10 protein-coding genes and 3 tRNA genes are annotated in these 16,681 nt (G+C 35.3%); 8 read left to right on the forward strand and 5 right to left on the reverse strand.

What is annotated here, in order from left to right; translation table 11 throughout:
- Position 1: 1 nt before the first annotated feature.
- Positions 2 to 427 (reverse strand): T9SS type A sorting domain-containing protein, encoded by a 426-nt coding sequence (locus ABDW27_RS04750; RefSeq protein ID WP_343694814.1) that lies wholly within the window; start codon positions 425 to 427, stop codon positions 2 to 4.
- 1,027 nt (positions 428 to 1,454) lie between these two features.
- On the opposite strand from ABDW27_RS04750, the gene ABDW27_RS04755 reads away from it, so the two are divergent.
- The 8 genes from ABDW27_RS04755 to ABDW27_RS04790 all read left to right on the forward strand — a co-directional run bounded on the left by ABDW27_RS04755 (position 1,455) and on the right by ABDW27_RS04790 (position 15,533).
- A complete protein-coding gene (locus tag ABDW27_RS04755; protein WP_343694815.1) occupies positions 1,455 to 6,815 on the forward strand; it encodes an amino acid adenylation domain-containing protein in 5,361 nt (1,786 codons plus the stop codon).
- A gap of 78 nt (positions 6,816 to 6,893) precedes the next feature.
- Positions 6,894 to 10,904: an amino acid adenylation domain-containing protein gene (locus tag ABDW27_RS04760; RefSeq protein ID WP_343694816.1), complete on the forward strand. Its 4,011-nt coding sequence runs from the start codon at positions 6,894 to 6,896 to the stop codon at positions 10,902 to 10,904.
- Positions 10,882 to 11,685 carry a 4'-phosphopantetheinyl transferase superfamily protein gene (locus ABDW27_RS04765; RefSeq protein ID WP_343694817.1) on the forward strand — a complete coding sequence of 268 codons (804 nt, stop codon included), beginning with the start codon at positions 10,882 to 10,884 and terminating at the stop codon, positions 11,683 to 11,685. Before ABDW27_RS04760 ends, ABDW27_RS04765 begins: the two co-directional genes overlap by 23 nt.
- Positions 11,686 to 11,846: 161 nt before the next feature.
- Positions 11,847 to 12,137 (forward strand): GNAT family N-acetyltransferase, encoded by a 291-nt coding sequence (locus tag ABDW27_RS04770; protein ID WP_343694818.1) that lies wholly within the window; start codon positions 11,847 to 11,849, stop codon positions 12,135 to 12,137.
- Between the two features lie 56 nt (positions 12,138 to 12,193).
- Positions 12,194 to 12,814: a dienelactone hydrolase family protein gene (locus ABDW27_RS04775; protein WP_343694819.1), complete on the forward strand. Its 621-nt coding sequence runs from the start codon at positions 12,194 to 12,196 to the stop codon at positions 12,812 to 12,814.
- On the forward strand, positions 12,811 to 13,161 hold the full coding sequence (locus ABDW27_RS04780) for a hypothetical protein (protein WP_343694820.1): 351 nt from the start codon (positions 12,811 to 12,813) through the stop codon (positions 13,159 to 13,161). Before ABDW27_RS04775 ends, ABDW27_RS04780 begins: the two co-directional genes overlap by 4 nt.
- Before the next feature lie 278 nt (positions 13,162 to 13,439).
- Positions 13,440 to 14,378: a ring-cleaving dioxygenase gene (locus tag ABDW27_RS04785; RefSeq protein ID WP_343694821.1), complete on the forward strand. Its 939-nt coding sequence runs from the start codon at positions 13,440 to 13,442 to the stop codon at positions 14,376 to 14,378.
- A 153-nt stretch (positions 14,379 to 14,531) separates the two neighbouring features.
- Positions 14,532 to 15,533 (forward strand): type I glyceraldehyde-3-phosphate dehydrogenase, encoded by a 1,002-nt coding sequence (locus tag ABDW27_RS04790; protein WP_343694822.1) that lies wholly within the window; start codon positions 14,532 to 14,534, stop codon positions 15,531 to 15,533.
- 59 nt (positions 15,534 to 15,592) lie between these two features.
- On the opposite strand, the gene ABDW27_RS04795 is transcribed toward ABDW27_RS04790, so the two are convergent.
- The 4 genes from ABDW27_RS04795 to ABDW27_RS04810 form a co-directional block, all read right to left on the reverse strand.
- On the reverse strand, positions 15,593 to 16,114 hold the full coding sequence (locus tag ABDW27_RS04795) for an AAA family ATPase (RefSeq protein WP_343694823.1): 522 nt from the start codon (positions 16,112 to 16,114) through the stop codon (positions 15,593 to 15,595).
- A gap of 105 nt (positions 16,115 to 16,219) precedes the next feature.
- Positions 16,220 to 16,293: transfer RNA gene (locus ABDW27_RS04800), tRNA-Arg, on the reverse strand.
- 35 nt (positions 16,294 to 16,328) lie between these two features.
- A tRNA-Pro gene (locus tag ABDW27_RS04805) sits at positions 16,329 to 16,403 on the reverse strand.
- Between the two features lie 14 nt (positions 16,404 to 16,417).
- Positions 16,418 to 16,501 (reverse strand) — tRNA-Ser (locus tag ABDW27_RS04810).
- Positions 16,502 to 16,681 lie beyond the last annotated feature (180 nt).

Consider the following 16,681-nt stretch of genomic DNA (forward strand, 5'->3'; position numbering starts at 1 on the left):
TTTATTTTTTTAATATTTTAAATGATTTCAAGAGTTGATTATCAACGTATACTGCTAGTATATAGATAGAAGGACTCAAATTATTTAAACTAATCTGAGTTTCAGTTTGATCAATTTTGTTTTGCTTTAATAATCTGCCCTGAATGTCGTAAAGCTTATAAGATCGCTCTCCGCTTTCTAACTCATACCCTTTCATGCTCACATTAACAAAATCAGGTGCCGGGTTTGGGAAAACAAATATGTTTGTTTCCGGCTCTTCGATTTCCGGATTTCCCAATGTTTCATCTGATTCCTGATGCTGTATTCCCTGAGCTACATTATAAACAGTCTGCAGCCCTATGTAGGTATAGAAAACTTGTCCGATTGAATACGTTACAGAGCCTGAAGTACCGGTTGCATTGCTTCCGGATGGGATTATAGTTTCCATAACATCGTTTGTCTGCGTATTTTGACTTATCCCTTTAAAAGAAAAAGCCAACATCATAAATATGAGTAGGTTAAGAGTTTTTAAGTTTAAATAATTCACAGTCGTTATAAGCTTATAATTTATACTGCAAAAATATTTAATAGCAAAAAATAATCGATATAACGAATTTTATTTCCGATTAACTACACAAAATGTAGTATTTTAGTGACTATTTACCTACACCGAAAATGGTGTTTTTATATAATCTTACTTTTACCAGCATGCTCGCTAAAGAAACATTTACTGGTTTTACTGAACAATCACACAGCCAAATTAAATATTGAGATTTTTGAGTATAAACCTGATGGATACTTCAATCATAACGCTCGTTTATTTCACGAAATTATACCTCAAATTGCTTTTTATTTAATTTTTAATTATTAGGGTCTTTCTTAAAAAAATACGTATTTTATTAACAGTTATTTTATTGATTACTAATAACTTACAAACTACAAAGCTAAAAGTTTTTTCAGGAAAAAATACATCAGAAACGGTGTTTTCCTTACTTAGGATAAATTGGTCCTGATAAGGAATTATTGTCTTTAAAATTATAATCTCACGTACAAATTTGGCGATAAATTTATCTCTATAAAATACATCCCTCTTAAAGAAGAAAATTAACACTTTCGATGAATTAAAAAAGTGTTGATCTATTCTAAAAAAAATACTGTATATAATTTAAAACATGCCATTCATCGAGAATAATAGCTTTATACAGAGAATGCAAGTATTAGTAATTTATTTTTATTTTTTTGATTAACATATTGACTATCAATACATAAATATAATTTAATAAATGCCTGAGCCATGATTAACAACTACTTATAATCCTTTCATTTATTTATTTTTAAACTACACTAATTGTAAATAAAAGGTGTTCCATTTACAACCAACAAACTGTAAATCAATACTTAAGATGTGTTTTTATTTGGTTTGACATGAACTTGAATATATTATTTGTTCAACTTTAATTTTAATAGAGTTTAAAATGAAAAGAGCTAACAATAATAATTTAGACCACGAGAAGAGCTGGACTAAAATGAAGTATCCACAAACTACACTGCAGGAAGTTTTTGCAGAACAAGCCGAAATTTTTTCAGATTCGACAGCTTTAGAATTTGGAGAAGAAAAGCTCACTTATGCTGAATTACTAAAAATGACCCGTCAGCTCGCCAACTCATTTTCTGCACTAGGCATTTCTCCGGGGCAAATTGTTGCTGTCTCTATGGAGCGAACTCCAAAATTAACCGCTTCACTTTTGGCTATTTTACAATGCGGTGCCGCTTATTTGCCTTTAGATCCAAAATTTCCGTCGGCGCGTTTAGAATTTATGCTTGAAGATTCTGAAGCCAGTTTTTTACTTACTTCAAAAACACTTTCGGCTTCGCTGCCAGAATATTCAAAAACTATATTAATCGAAGACATATTTGACACAATTGATGAACATACAGCTCAGCCGCTTTCAATAACAATTTCAAATGAAGTCCCTGCCTATGTAATGTACACTTCCGGTTCTACAGGAAAACCAAAAGGCGTGATTGTTACACATAAAAATTTGGTAAATTTCCTTTTTAGCATGGCAATTGAACCGGGCATAAAATCAGATGACAGACTTTTATCAATTACCACTATTTCTTTTGATATTACGGGTCTTGAATTATTTCTGCCTTTGATTAAAGGTGCTACGGTAGTTTTTGCCAATTACGAAACTACTCGCGATGGTCATCTTTTGCTTAGTCTTTTACAAAAAAAACAAATCACAATATTACAGGCAACTCCTACTACCTGGCAAATGCTGCTAGATTCCGGCTGGGAAAAACCACTCGCTCTTAAAGCATTATGCGGCGGAGAAGCTATGCCTTTGACTCTTGCACAAAAACTAACTTCAAAATGTGATTCTCTCTGGAATATGTACGGCCCGACTGAAACCACTATTTGGTCAGCAGTGAAACAAATTCAGTCTGATGATGAACTAATTACAATTGGAACGCCAATTGCAAATACTCAGATTTATCTTTTAGATGAAGAAGGTCATACAGTTCCTGAAGGAACGATTGGTGAAATTGTTATAGGCGGCGACGGCGTTGCAAAAGGATATTGGAAACGCCCCGAACTTACTGCCGAAAAATTTATTCGGGATTCATTTTCAGCGGAGCCTAACGCTACTCTTTATCGTACCGGAGATCTTGGAAAATTATTACCAAATGGAGATCTTCAATGTTTAGGACGCATCGATCATCAGGTAAAAATCAGAGGGCATCGTATTGAATTAGGCGAAATTGAAGCTACTTTAAATACTATTTCAGGTATTAAACAATCGGCCGTAATTGTGAGCAGTTCGTTTGGAAACGAAGACAAACTTATTGCTTATTTAAAATCGGGCGACCCATTACTGGATGAAAAAACAATTCAGGAAACACTTTCGAAAACACTGCCTGAAATATTAATTCCTTCCAAATATATTTGGGTTGATGAATTCCCGATCACTCCAAATGGAAAAATCGATAAAAAGAATTTACCCGTTCCTGAATTTAATCGTCCGGACTCTGCACCTCTTTTTAAAAAACCAACCACTATTTTAGAAAAAGAAATCGCAAAAATCTGGAGCGAAGAATTAAAAATATCCAGTATCGGCATTGATGATGATTTTTTTGATATGGGCGGAAGTTCTGTATTGGCACAAAAAGTTGTTACCTCGATAAGACAGCGTTTATCAAAAGAAATACAAGTATCTAAAATTTATATTCATCCAACAATCAAGGAACTTTCTGCTTCTTTAGAAGAGAACAACAGCGAAAATAACGGTAAAGAAGACGAATTTGAATTTAGAAAAAATAATTCCAAAACCACTTCTGCCGATATTGCCGTAATTGGAATGGCAGGAAGATTTCCGGGTTCTGATACTATAGAAGAATTATGGGAAAACCTGAGAGATGGCAAAGAAACCATTTCTTTATTTACCAAAGAAGAACTGGATATCAGCCTGCCAGAAAGTCTTCGAAAAGATCCATTATACATTGGCGCAAGAGGAATTTTACCTTCTGCTAAAACTTTTGATGCTTTTTTCTTCGGATTAAATCCTCAGCTTGCCGCTGCTATGGATCCGCAGATACGAATTTTTATGGAGATTTCATGGGAAGCTCTGGAACAAGCCGGACATTTGCCTAAACATTACAAAGGAAGCATTGGTGTATATTCTGGCAGTGAGATCAATACGTATTATGAAAACAATATTTTCTTAAATAAAGAATTAAAAAGTTCCATTGGCGAACTGCAGATTTATACCGTAAACGGAAAAGATTTTATTGGGCCTCGTACATCTTATCATTTGAATTTAAAAGGCCCATCAGTTAGTGTTTATTCTGCCTGTTCTACTTCATTACTAGCAGTCGCCGAAGCTGTAAAAGCGATTAGAGCCGGAATGTGTGATGTGGCTCTGGCAGGAGGTTCAAGCGTAACATCGCCTATAAATAGTGGTCATCTTTATGATGATGGTTTTATAAAAAGTCCTGATGGTTCTACAAGGTCTTTTGATGCTTCCGGAAAAGGTACTGTTTTTAGCGACGGTGCCGGTGTAGTTGTACTAAAAAGACTCGAAGAAGCAGAAAGAGACGGTGATATTATTTACGGCGTAATAAAAGGCGTTGGTGTAAATAATGACGGAGGCGACAAAGGCAGTTTTATGGCACCGAGTCCAAAAGGACAAGCCGGAGCCATTATCAGTGCTTTTAACGATGCGCAAATATCCCCTTCAACAATTAGTTACATGGAAGCCCACGGAACTGCGACTCCTGTAGGTGATCCAATAGAAATTGAAGGACTTAAAATTGCTTACGGAAAACAGGAAAAAAACAATTATTGCGCACTGGGTTCTATCAAAAGTAATATGGGCCACACAACGGCTGCTGCTGGTGTCGCCGGGTTAATCAAAGTATTATTAGCGATGCGTCATAAAAAGATTCCGCCAATGGTCAATTTTGTTAAACCAAATCCAAATATCGATTTTGACAACAGTCCGTTTTACATCAACAATACCTTAATTGACTGGAAAGCTGACAGCATAAGAAGAGCCGGCGTAAGCTCATTTGGTATTGGCAGTACAAATGTTCATGCCGTTATTGAAGAATATGAAGCCAAACCTCAACCATCTTCAGCAGGACGCCCGCTACAGGTATTAATGTGGTCAGCAAAAAGCAAAAACAGTTTATTAGGTTACGAAAATGCATTAGGTCATTTCATTGATAAATCAAAAGAAATTCCGTTAGCCGATATCGCTTATTCATTGAATATTACCAGAGAAGAATTTAATCAGCGAAGTTTTTTAATTGCTGATTCTACAAATGATGCTACCGAAAAATTACTTTCTCTAAAAACAAAAAGCACTAAATCGCATACTTTAAAAAGTGTTCCTGAAGAATTAGGATTTCTTTTCCCGGGGCAGGGATCGCAATATTTACAAATGGGTAAAACATTGTATGATAATGAAAAAGTATATCGTGATGCGGTTGACAAATGTGCTGATTTATTACTAAAAGATTTAAAACTGGATATTCGCAGTATTCTCTATCCTGAGACAAATTCTACAGAAGCCGAAGAACGTTTAAAAAATACCCGCTTAACGCAGCCAAGTTTGTTTGTTACAGAATATGCATTGTCGCAATTATGGATGAGCTGGGGCATAAAACCTACTTTTCTTTGCGGGCACAGCATAGGCGAATTTGCGGCTGCACATTTAGCCGGAATTATGAGTTTAGAAGATGCCTTGCACATAGTTGCCGTAAGAGGTCAATTGATAAGTGAACTTCCCGGCGGATCTATGCTGGCCGTTAGAGTTCCTGCCGAAAAAGTGTATGAACTGCTTCCAGGTACACTTTCAGTTGCGGCTATAAACTCCAATCAGTTTTGCGTTGTTTCGGGTACAAAAGAAGATATCGCACTTTTTAATCAGGAACTTGATGCACAGGAAATTCCAAATAAACTATTGTTAACAAGCCACGCATTTCACTCTTTTATGATGAATCCGATTTTAGATTCTTTCAAAAGTGAAATGGAAAAAATAAAATTAAGCGTTCCGAGACTGCCCATAATTTCAACTGCAACCGGAACCTGGCTTACAGATACCGAAGCCACAAGTCCGGAATATTGGGTTAATCATTTAAAAAATACAGTACGATTTGCCGATGCAATGGATACTGCCTTTGAACTGGAAGATTTTATATTGTTAGAAGTAGGTCCCGGGCAAACTCTTATAACATTAGCCCGCCAGCAGGCAGCCGGAAAAATCATTGCCGCTTTTTCGAGTATCAATTTTCCAAAAGAAGAACAAGACAGCGAATATGCAAGTTTATTTACTACTCTTGGCGATTTATGGCTTAGAGGTATAAGTCCGGATTGGAAATTATTTTATAATCAGCAACAAAGACAAAAAATTGAATTACCAAGTTATGTTTTTGATCGTAAACCGTGCTGGATTGAACCTTTGAGTACAATTGATACGATGGCGGTTCAAAAAAATAATGATGTAGATATGCCGTCTGTTTCTAATACGGCATCAATTCCAATACATACAGAGAGCGTTTCTGTTGAAGGCAGTTCAAGAAAAGAGGCTATTCTTCTTAAAATTTCAGAAATTATAATGAACGCATCCGGAATAAGTTATGATGAAGAATCTGCGTCTAATACATTTCTGGAGTTAGGTTTAGATTCTTTATCTCTAACGCAATTATCTGGAAGACTGAAAAAAGAATTTGATCTGCCTATTACTTTCAGACAACTTAATGAGGCTTATTCTACTCCATCACTTTTAGCTGATTATGTAGCACTTAATCTTCCCGAAGAACCGCAGATTGTTCCGAATAAAGAAACTGAAATCGTTATGCCGCAAACGGCTGAAACTCCTTCATTTTCAAATCAAACATCAGTATCAAATGAAATATCCTTATCGTCTGGCCAGAGTCAAATTTTGTTAGAACAGATTATACAGCAAATTCAGATATTAAGTCAAAAAGTAGATCGACTTCAAAATCTTCATGATGCATCGGCAAACGGAAAAGCATCATTTGTAAACCTGAAAGTAGAACATTTTGATCCGGTAAAATTTAATTCTGAAAACAGAATCAAAACAAACGGAGTGAATGGCAATGATAAAAAAGAAAAGGTTTTTGATCTTTCTAAAATCAAAGATCACCAGTTTCATGAAAATAATACTTCTGCAAAAAAATATACCATAATGGCAGACGAACCTCCTGTGCCGGGCAGTAAACTCGGACGGGATGAAAACGGAAATCCGGCCTGGTATATTAAAGATCCGACTCAAAACGGAAACTATTCAAAAATAAACACTTTATAGTCAAACAATTAAACCAAGCTATTGACAATTTAATTTGTCAGTCTAAAAATTGTCTAACTACACCTAAAAAGCATACCAATGGAAAATCAACCTCAAATACACACAGAAATGGAAACTGAAACTGCGATTCAATTTAATCCATTTTCGCCTGAAATTGAACGAGTAATCCATACCACAAATTCACAGCAGGAAATCTGGACGGATTGTATTTTTGGAGGCAGTGATGCCAACAAAGCCTACAATTTGTCTGTATCTATTAAACTTAAAGGAAAACTGTCAATAGATACATTTGAAAAAGCTGTAAAAACATTAATACAGCGCCACGAAGGGTTAAGAGCTGTGTTTAGTCCAGACGGACGTTTTATGTGTATTTACAGTAATGTTGATTTTGAAATTTCTAAAAATGATTTTTCTAACGTGAAATCTGTTGAAAAAGAACAAACTATAGACACTTTTGTCAAACAAGAAGTAAACGCCCTTTTTGATCTTGTTAACGGTCCTTTATTTAAAGTTAATTTACTAAAAATGGACGATTTTGAGCATTTAGCAACCTTAACAATTCATCATATCGTAGGCGACGGATTAAGTATTGATGTTATACTGGAGGAACTTGGCACACTTTATTCTGCTTACATTGAAAACAAAAATCCAATTTTGCCTGTTCCGGAACGTTTTAGTGAATATGCAGAAAAAATTAATGCCTTTTCAGAAAGTTCAGAATACAAACATCTTGAAGAATTTTGGGTTTCAATTTATAAAGAATCGGCACCGGTACTTGAGCTTCCGCTGGATTATCCGAGACCATCATTGCGAACTTATAATAGCGATCGCATTGATTTTCCGTTAAACGAAACCATTACCAACTCATTAAAAAATTTAGGAATAAATGCCGGCTGTAGTCTTGTGACCACTTTGCTTGCCGCATTTGAAGTTTTTTTGAGCAAAATAACGGGTCAGAATGATTTAGTGGTAGGATTTCCATCATCCGGAAATACACTTTATGATATGCGACAATTGATTGGGGATTGTGCCAATCTTCTTCCCCTGCGAAGTAATATTAATCCTGACATCACTTTTGTAGAATATTTAAAACAAAGAAATTCTGAGCTTTTTGATGCTTACGAACATCAGCAGGTTAGTTTTGGTCATCTTCTTAAAAGTTTTGCCGTTCCAAGAGATCCTTCGAGAATTCCATTGGTTCCGGTTATATTAACCGTTGATATGAATCGGGATATCGAAAACGAATTTTCATTTGCCGGACTTACGCATGAATTTAAAATAAACCCAAGACAATTTGCCACTTTTGAAATTCAGCTTCATATTTTCAGGACCAAAAACGGGCCTTCATTTCAATGGTCATACAATACTACGCTTTTCAAAAAAGAAAAAATAACGCAAATGATGGTTACGCTTGAAGAAACCTTCAATAAATTAATCGAAAATCCAAACAATCCATTATCTGATACAATAGGAAGTCATTTTTTAGCCGAATATGCTATTTTAAACAATACCGAAATGCCTTATCCAAATGTGGCATTAACAGAATTACTTTTAAAACAAGCAGAAAATACGCCAAACAAAATAGCTTTAGAGTTTCATGACATCAAAACGACTTATCAGGAATTACATCAAAACGTAAATCAATTAGCACATTATTTAAAATCGCAAGGCGTTCAATCTGGCGATTTTATTGCTGTTTCTTTTCCAAGAAGCCCTGAATTACTTTATACTTTACTGGCCATAATGCAGTGCGGCGCAGCGTATCTTCCGTTAGATCCAGAGTACCCAAAAGAACGTTTAGAATTTATGCTGACAGATTCGAGTGCAAAAGTTTTAATAACCAGCAAAACCGTATTTGCATCTTTGCCAACCTGGCCGCAAACGCTTTTTATAGAAGATGCTATGGAATCGTTACAGCATTATTCTCCGCAGCCGCTTCCGCTTACTGTTGATCCTGAAAATGCAGCTTATATACTGTATACTTCTGGTTCTACGGGAAATCCAAAAGGAGTGCCTATTACGCACAAAAATCTGGTCAATTTTCTTTACACTATGGCTATAGAGCCCGGAATTAATGAAGATGACAGACTGCTTTCTATTACAACAATCTCTTTTGATATTGCTGGTTTAGAACTTTATCTGCCACTTTTAAAAGGTGCAACACTGTTATTAGCCGATCAGGAAACCACACGAGACGGACGACTTTTGCTTGAATTAGTAAAAAAAGAAAACGTCAATTTTCTGCAGGCAACTCCCACAACCTGGTCAATGCTTTTAGATTCAGGCTGGACTGAAAAACTACCGCTTAAAGCTTTATGCGGCGGCGAAGCCATGCCAGCCGATCTTGCAAAAGAACTTTTGTCTAAATGCGATACTTTGTGGAATGTTTACGGACCAACTGAAACTACAATCTGGTCATCTGTAAAACAAATAAAAGCCGATGACAAATTGATTACGATTGGCCATCCTATCGGAAATACCCAAATTTACATACTTGATAATCAAGGTCAGCTTGTCGCTCCGGGAAAAATAGGTGAAATTGCAATTGGCGGCGATGGCGTTTCAAAAGGCTATTGGAACAGACCGGAATTAACGTCTGAAAAATTTATCGAAAACAAATTTTCTATCCATAAAGACAATTTATTGTATCGTACGGGCGATTTAGGAAAACTTCTTCCGAATAATGAAATAGAATGTTTGGGACGCCTTGATCAGCAGGTAAAAATTAGAGGACACCGCATTGAACCTGGCGAAGTCGAACAGGCATTATTACAGCTTGATGGTATAAAATATGCCGTAGTTTTGGCAAATGAAAATTTTCTTATTGCTCATATTGTACCCGATTCTGATAGTAAAGATGCTGAAAATCTAATTCCGTTGTGGCGTGAAACTTTAACATCAAAATTGCCTGCGCAGTTAATTCCGCATGATTTTAATCTGTTAGAAAAAATTCCGACAACATTAAACGGTAAAATTGACCGCAAAGCATTATCTCAATACAAAACCAATAAAATAGTTCAATATACGGCACCTCGCACCGAAGAAGAAAACATAGTCGCCGCCATTTGGAAAGAAAGTTTAAATATCGAAAACATTGATATTTTTAGTGATTTTTTTGAAATGGGCGGGCATTCAATCAAAGGTGTAAAAGTGATGATTGAAATTGAAAAACATACTGGAAAACGAATTCCTTTATCTGCATTGTTTAAATATTCAACTGTTGAAAAATTTGCGAAATTATTAAATACCGGAACCGAAATTTATTCAGATTGTCTCGTTCCTATAAAACCACAAGGAAACAAAGTGCCGTTGTTTATTATTCATGGAGCTGGTCTTAATGTTTTAAATTTCATGAATTTAAGTAAACATTTTGATGACGATCAGCCTATTTACGGTATTCAGGGAACTAAACCAAAAGGCTTTGACGGATGGTACGAATCTATTGAAGCCATGGCAGCACACTATATAGAAGCTATTATAAAAGTAAATCCTAAAGGGCCTTATGCGCTGGCCGGTTTTTCTTTTGGTGGAATTGTGGCTTTTGAAATGACACGTCAGTTAAAAGAGCTCGGAAAAACAGTAAGCTTAACTGCCCTGCTCGACTCTTATGTAGATTCTTCTTATTATTATGGAAGTTACAGACGAAAACAACTCGTAAGATATTTTGACATTACACACCGAAGACTGGATTTCTTAAAAGAAATGCTCTTAAGTTGGAAAGCTTTTAAAATGCGCATTAACGGCAAAAAAGAGTACATTTTACAAAGACATTTCGGCAAGAAAAAAGTAATGACAGAACAAGAAGCATTAGCGCTGGAACAGTTTATAGAAGCCGATGGTTTAGTTAGAAAAATTGTCGATCGTTATCACCTTAAACCGCAAAGTATTAAGGTTGATTTATTTCGATCAAAAGATGATGACAACTACAAATTAGACCCTACACATCTTGGATGGAAAAAAGCTGCTTTAGGAGGAGTGACAATTCATAATATTTCAGGAAATCATTTGGATATCGTAGCACCGCCAAATGATATTGTTTTAGCGAGACTACTTCAAGATATCCTAGATGAAAAGCACGAAAACATCTAAACTCTTTATTACTTTTTCGGATATAAAGAGAATTACATTAGTCTCGGGTAAAGAATATTCTTTGCATGCGGGCGATATTCTTATTTATATTATTTATCTACCTGATTTTTTTGAATTTAAATCTAATTTATCACAATTCCTTAATGCTCCCGAAATAAAAAAAGCAAAGCGATTTTATAAAGAAATAGACAAAAATCGGTTCATTATATATCGATCCATTTTAAAACTTCTTCTGGGAGCCTACACAAAATCTGATGTAAAAAAAATTTATCTCGATTATGATTTTAATAAAAAACCCTATTTAGCTTCGCATCCGTGGCTGCATTTTAATATTTCACATTCTGAAGACTATGCTGCTATTGCGGTTTCACGTAAAATGATAGGACTGGATATTGAATATCTATCGAAAGATTTCAAATTTACAGACCTGCTTCCGGATATTTTCGACGATCATGAAAGAGAGTTAATTCAAAATGCCGATGATAAACAAAACGCTTTTTATACGTTATGGACACGCAAAGAAGCCTTTGTAAAAGCTCTGGGAAAAGGAATTGATGAAGATTTTAAATATATTCCCAGCACAAACGGCCAGCATAATTTAGAATTTAAAAGGGTAAAAAACACTCAAAACTGGCAGGTTCATAGTTTTGATTTTGCTGATCATTATATGGGCGCTGTGGCATTTGAGGGACTGCCGACAGCTTCTAATCATTTGTCTTTGTGTCATATTCCTAATAGTTTGGAAAGTTTGCTGGAGATGACTTATAAGAGGAATTATTAAAAACCCAAACCAAATATAAAAACAAAAAGCCACTCATTTCGAGTGGCTTTTTGTAGCTTTAGAGGATATATATTTTTTCTTAATCTACATTAACCTGCAAGCTTTTACTTCTTTCCTAAATTTGTAAAAGAAATTTAACAACAACCATCAAATCAAAATATATGGAAACTATAAAACTAGAATTAGACGAAAAAAAACACGGCGCTTTTAACCTTTATGTTGACGGAAAAAAGTTAGGCGAAATGACCGTAAGTATTAAACCTGATTTATTAACGGTTTATCATACCGGAGTTGAACCCGAAGCAGAAGGAAAAGGTTATGCCAAAAAATTATTAGAAGAAATGGTTTCTTATGTACGTGCCAACAATTTAATGGTTTTACCACTTTGTCCGTATGTACATGCACAATTCAAAAGACATCCGGATGAATATCAGGATATCTGGAAAAAATAATTACTACAGATTGAGACTTTGAAAAAATTATTCAAGCGTAATAAAAAACAAAACTTATGAATACAGAAATTTTAACAGACGGTGTACCCTTAAATGAAGCCAAAAAAGCTTTGGTTATGATTCACGGACGCGGTGCAAGTGCTCATGATATTCTCTCCATTGCAAAACATCTTAATGTTAATGATTTTGCTTTGGTAGCTCCTCAGGCAGAAAACAATACCTGGTATCCGTATTCTTTTTTAGCACCGTTAAATGAAAACGAACCTTCATTTTCAAACTCATTAGAAGCTATTCATCAGGTTGTGGTTGCAATTCAGCAAAACGGAATTGAAAAAGAGAATATTTACTTTCTCGGATTTTCACAAGGTGCCTGTCTTGCTTTGGAATTCACAACGAGAAATGCGGCTAAATACGGAGGTGTTGTTGCTTTTACCGGCGGACTTATTGGCGATCAGGTTTATGAAAATCATTATAAAGGAAACTTCGAAAATACGCCGGTTTTTATAGGAACAAGCGATCCTGATTTTCATGTTCCGGTAGAAAGAGTAAATGCAACCGAAGTCCTGATGAAAAAATTAGGCGCTGATGTTACCAAAAAAATCTATCCAAACCTGGGACATACAATCAGTCAGGATGAAGTAAACCTTGCTAACGAACTTGTTTTTTCAAAACAATGATACAGATTACGCGTGTTTACAGCGACAATAATGGAGAAAGTCATTTTGAAGACTTCGAAGTTCCATTAAAAAACAACGGCGATATCGGATTTCTGTCTGATGATGAACCGGTAAAATCCATCATTTTTAGAGAAGTCAGTCCTTCTTACGATTATGATTTTCACAATGCTCCGGATAGACAATATATTGTTTTATTGGAAGGCGGTGTAGAAATTGAAACTTCTTTAGGAGAAAAACGAAAATTTGAAACCGGATCAATTCTACTGGTCGAAGATACCACAGGAAAAGGACACAAAACCAAAAATATCGAACCCAAACTTCGAAAATCAATATTTATCAAATTATAAACGCCGGCTGTTAGTCGGCTTTTTTTATCTATTTTCTAAATAAAACGGCTTCATTCATGAAATTACGAAATATCGTAATTTCAAAAAACTCACGACACATATAAAACTCTACATGACAACCATTTACCGTACTTGGAATATTATTTGGTTACTAGTTTGTGAATAACAAAAAACGGTCTCTTATTTCTTAATCTAGGTTAATCGATCCAGAAGGATAATGGAGGTAAATTTGTATAAGAAATCAACAAAAAATCAATAACATTAAATATTACAATACCATGGAAAATAGAATCTTAGGTCTACACCATATTACTGCAATCGCAGGTGACGCTAAACGCAATTTTGACTTTTATTCAAAAATATTAGGATTACGATTTATTAAAAAAACAGTAAATTTTGATGATCCCGGAACATACCATTTTTACTTTGGTGACGAAACAGGAAGCGCCGGAACAATTTTAACTTTTTTCCCTTGGGGAGCAGAAATCCAGCAAGGAAGAAAAGGTTCCGGAATGGCAACAGAAATTGGATATTCTGTTCCTAAAGGAAGTTTAGATTTTTGGCAGGAACGTTTTGAAAAACACAATGTTATCTATAATAAACCTGCTGAAAAATTCGGAGAAAAATATCTTACTTTCTTAGATCCCGATGGTTTAAAATTAGAACTAATCGAATCTAAAACAGAAGACAACAGAAAACCTTGGGAAACCGATGAAGTAAAAGCTGATGTGGCTACAAAAGGTTTTCATAACATTACTTTGACTTTAAACGATATAAAACCAACTGCTGCTGTTTTAATTGAAATTTTTGGTTATAAATTAATTGATCAGGAAGTAAATCGCTATCGTTACGCAACAGATGCTGTAGAAAATGCAGCCATTGTAGATTTGGTGGAATTAGCCGATGAAAAACGCGGACTTGGTGCAAACGGAACAGTTCATCACGTGGCTTTTAGAGTAAAAAATGATGAAATTTTAATGCACTTCCGTGAAAAAGTAGAAGCTTACGGATTGTCAATTACACCTCAAATCGACAGAAATTATTTCCACTCTCTGTATTTCAGAGAACCGGGCGGGGTTTTATTTGAAATCGCTACCGATAATCCTGGATTTACTGTAGATGAAAGCGTAGAAGAATTAGGTAAAAACTTAAAACTTCCTGCACAATACGAAGCACACAGAAAAAGTATTGAAGATCATTTGGTTAAAATTAATTAATCAAAAAACAATTTCGGCGCATAGACACATAAAAAAGAGTATTTTTACTATAAAAACCTAATAAACAACACATTAAAACAGATTCTCTTTAAATCACGTTTTCTATGTGCCGAATATAATTCTCTGAACAAACAATTATTAAAATACTATATCATGGCAAAAATAGCATTATACGGATTTGGCCGAATTGGAAGACAATTCCTCCGAGTGGCTTTAAAAAACAATCTTTTTGTTCCTGAAGTTATTGCAGACATTCAGGATATTGACATGCTCGGAGCACTTTTTAGTGTCGACACCAATTATGGAAGATGGCACGAAGAAGTAAAAACAGCTGATGAAAATTTTATTATTGGAGGCAGAAAAATTCCGTACAAAAATTCTAAACTCGAAATCCCGGACTGGAAAGCTTTAGGAGTTGATCTCGTTGTAGATTGTACAGGACGTGCCACAACAAGAGACAATGCACAAAAACACATCGACAAAGGCGCTAAATATGTTTTAGTGAGCGCACCAAGTAAATCACTTGCTGATTGTGATGCTGTACTTTTAAAAGGAATTAATTTAGAAGAATTTGATGCCGCTAACCATAAAATCATTAGTATGGGAAGCTGTACTACAAATGCTTTGGCTTCTGTAGTAAAAGTAATTCAGGAAAATTTCGGAATCGAATACGGTCTTTTTTCAACCGTTCACTCCTATACCAACACGCAATCTCTAACTGATCAGCCAATGAAAGACCGACGTGATTCATGGGCTGCGGCAGAAAATATAATTCCGTCTTCATCTGGAGCTGCGAGAGCTTTACAGTTTATCTGGAAAGATTTAAAAATTACAGGAAAAGCCTATCGCGTACCTACAAAAACAGGAAGTATTGCCGAACTTAATCTGGTAACGACTAAAGATTGTACTGTAGAAGAAGTAAATAACGTTTTTAGAAAAGCTGCTGCTGAAGGACCACTAAAAGGTGTTATGGATGTTTTAGAAGATCAATGGACATCTGCCAGAATTGTTGCCGATCCGCATTCTTCTATAATTGATTTGCCGCTTACCGCTAAAGAAGGAAATCTCCTTTCTGTAGCTGCATGGTATGATAATGAATGGGGATTCTCCAATCGTCTTGCCGAAGTAGCAAAATACATTGCTGAAAAAATCTAATTCAAGACAATTAAAAAGCTATCTTAATATTAGACAGCTTTTTAGTTTATTTGATGGTTTTAATTTTTTAACTGCTGAATTTGATGTAGAATTTGATGAAATCTTTCAGATAAATTTCCTTTGACTTCAATTACTTCTAAATCAAAATCACTAATTAATTCATAAAGGATATCATTAACCTCAGATCTAAGTTCGGGTAAATCAGAGCGTGAGCATGAAATTCGATCGGGTTTTTCCAGGGGAACAAATACAAAAACGTCAATTGTATTAATTGCATTTTGAATTTTATTATATATAAATTGAAAATCGAATGTATTATCAACTGCCAGAACATAGGCTAAAAGATCAATCGGACAACGGTCAAAAATAGCATCTGTACCACTTCTTACGATTTGTTTTAAAGAATATTCCAACTGCATCCTATAATCATCCGCAGTAGGTATTTCAGAAAAAACAACTCCCATTTCCTGCAATTCAAAATAAGGCTCCTGATAAAAGTCGTAGTCAGGAAAAGATTCATGCAGTCTTTCTGCTAATGTAGTTTTACCTGTCAAATGAGCTCCTAGTATAGCTATTCTCATATCATTACTATTTCTTAATCATTTTAAAAATCATTAAAACAACTAAAAATAATCAAATTAGGTACAAAACAAAAAAGGACAATCAAAAATGATTGTCCTTTGAAGTGAACGCAGAAGGATTCGAACCTTCGACCGCCTGCTTAGAAGGCAGGTGCTCTATCCAGCTGAGCTATGCGTCCATTAATTTTTAAAACTTTATCGCTTAAAGTTTTAGTCGGGGTGGCAGGATTCGAACCTGCGGCCTCCTGCTCCCAAAGCAGGCGCGATAACCGGGCTACGCTACACCCCGAGGCAAAATCTAAGCGGAGAGACAGGGACTCGAACCCTGGCGACGGTTACCCGTCGACAGATTAGCAATCTGCTCCATTACCGCTCTGGCACCTCTCCAAGCTCAAGAAACGTGTTCTGTTTTGCGGTTGCAAATGTATAACAACATTCTATTTCTCACAACTATTTTTTTGCTTTTTTTAATCTTTTTTCAATCTTTTTTCAAAACAACTTCACAATCAAACATATAGAATTAACAAAAATTTCATCTTAAATTTAAAAATGCACCGTTTCAATACA

The organism is Flavobacterium sp., from assembly GCF_039595935.1.
Classification (GTDB): Bacteria; Bacteroidota; Bacteroidia; order Flavobacteriales; family Flavobacteriaceae; genus Flavobacterium.

Excerpts from the sequence above, each read along its gene's own strand:
- ABDW27_RS04750 (WP_343694814.1), bottom strand. The coding sequence starts at position 427 with ATGGAAACTATAATCCCATCCGGAAGCAATGCAACCGGTACTTCAGGC.
- ABDW27_RS04755 (WP_343694815.1), top strand. The coding sequence starts at position 1,455 with ATGAAAAGAGCTAACAATAATAATTTAGACCACGAGAAGAGCTGGACT.
- ABDW27_RS04760 (WP_343694816.1), top strand. The coding sequence starts at position 6,894 with ATGGAAAATCAACCTCAAATACACACAGAAATGGAAACTGAAACTGCG.
- ABDW27_RS04765 (WP_343694817.1), top strand. The coding sequence starts at position 10,882 with ATGAAAAGCACGAAAACATCTAAACTCTTTATTACTTTTTCGGATATA.
- ABDW27_RS04770 (WP_343694818.1), top strand. The coding sequence starts at position 11,847 with ATGGAAACTATAAAACTAGAATTAGACGAAAAAAAACACGGCGCTTTT.
- ABDW27_RS04775 (WP_343694819.1), top strand. The coding sequence starts at position 12,194 with ATGAATACAGAAATTTTAACAGACGGTGTACCCTTAAATGAAGCCAAA.
- ABDW27_RS04780 (WP_343694820.1), top strand. The coding sequence starts at position 12,811 with ATGATACAGATTACGCGTGTTTACAGCGACAATAATGGAGAAAGTCAT.
- ABDW27_RS04785 (WP_343694821.1), top strand. The coding sequence starts at position 13,440 with ATGGAAAATAGAATCTTAGGTCTACACCATATTACTGCAATCGCAGGT.
- ABDW27_RS04790 (WP_343694822.1), top strand. The coding sequence starts at position 14,532 with ATGGCAAAAATAGCATTATACGGATTTGGCCGAATTGGAAGACAATTC.
- ABDW27_RS04795 (WP_343694823.1), bottom strand. The coding sequence starts at position 16,114 with ATGAGAATAGCTATACTAGGAGCTCATTTGACAGGTAAAACTACATTA.